This is a genomic window from Streptomyces anatolicus, from assembly GCF_019400875.1.
In the GTDB taxonomy this organism is placed as follows: Bacteria; Actinomycetota; Actinomycetes; order Streptomycetales; family Streptomycetaceae; genus Streptomyces; species Streptomyces anatolicus.
Map to the genome: position 1 here is coordinate 1 of NZ_WMBF01000845.1, position 1,193 is coordinate 1,193.

Annotated in this window: 1 protein-coding gene; it reads left to right on the top strand. The window is 72.1% G+C overall.

Annotation, left to right across the window (positions count from 1 at the left end; translation table 11 throughout):
- The first annotated feature begins 58 nt into the window (after nt 1-58).
- Nucleotides 59-1,096 (top strand): rod shape-determining protein, encoded by a 1,038-nt coding sequence (locus tag GKQ77_RS32905; protein WP_219692803.1) that lies wholly within the window; start codon nt 59-61, stop codon nt 1,094-1,096.
- Nucleotides 1,097-1,193: the final 97 nt, after the last annotated feature.

Consider the following 1,193-nt stretch of genomic DNA (forward strand, 5'->3'; position numbering starts at 1 on the left):
CGAGAAAGGACCGCCGACCGACGGTCCCCACCGGTCTGCGCTCTCGGGAGGACCTGCCATGACCGTCAGTCTGGAGCAGCTACGCCGTTGCCACATCGCCGTCGACCTCGGCGCCGCGAGAACCCGCGTCTTCGTCAAGGGAGCGGGCCTCGTCGTAGACGAGCCAAGCGCCGCCGCGGTGAACACCAGGACCGGCGCCCTCATCGCGGTAGGCCAGTTCGCCGAGCAGATGACGGGCCGCACGCCCGGCTACATCCGCGTCGTCCGCCCCGTCTCCGGCGGCACCGTCGTCGACATCGAGATGGCCCAGCGGATGCTGCGCCACCTGCTCGGCGAGAAGCTCCGCCGCACCCTGCGCCGCAAGCCGAGGCTGCGCGCCGCCGCATGCACCCCGCACGACGCGGACCCTCTCGCCCAGCGCGCGGCCGTGGAGACGATGGTCGGACTCGGCGCCCGCCGAGTCGAACTGGTCGACACCCTCATCGCGGCGGCCGTCGGCTGCGGCCTGCCCGTGGAGCGCCCCGAGGCGACGATGATCCTGGTCTGCGGCGCCGCCACGACCCAGGTGGCGGTCCTGTCCATGGGCTCGATCGTGACGGCCGAACGCATTCCCGTGGGCGGCGAGGCGATCGACCACGCGATCGTGCAGCACCTTCGCCACCAGCACGAACTGATGCTGCCCTCGCAGTCCGTACGTCCCCTCCAGCTCGCCCTGAGCGGCAACGGCCTCACCCCGCACGGCCCGGAGTCCACGGAGATCCACGGCAGGGACGTGGCGACGGGCCTGGCCCGCTCGGTCCACGTGGACACCGCCGCCGTCCGCGACGCGATCCACACTCCGCTGACCGCCGTGCTGGACGGCATCGGCAAGGTGCTGCGGGACTGCCCGCCGGACCTGGTCGCGGACCTCGCGGACCGCGGAATCATGATGGTGGGCGGCAGCGCGCGGCTGCCGGGGCTCGACCAGATGCTGCGGGACGCGACGGGAATGCCCGTAGAAATCGCGGAAAGGCCTGATGTGTGCGCCGTACTGGGACTCGGTGCGATGCTGGAGGGCAAGATCCAGCCGCTGGTCCTGGACCCGCTGTCCGGCTGACCGGGGCCGGAGCCGGAGCCGACACCGCGACACGGAGTGCGTGACCGAAATGCCCGAAGAAACGGACGCGCAGCCGCCCACATCGCCCCCGCCACCC

What these genes read in the sequence shown, in the direction of transcription:
- GKQ77_RS32905 (WP_219692803.1), top strand. Translation starts at nt 59, where the DNA reads ATGACCGTCAGTCTGGAGCAGCTACGCCGTTGCCACATCGCCGTCGAC.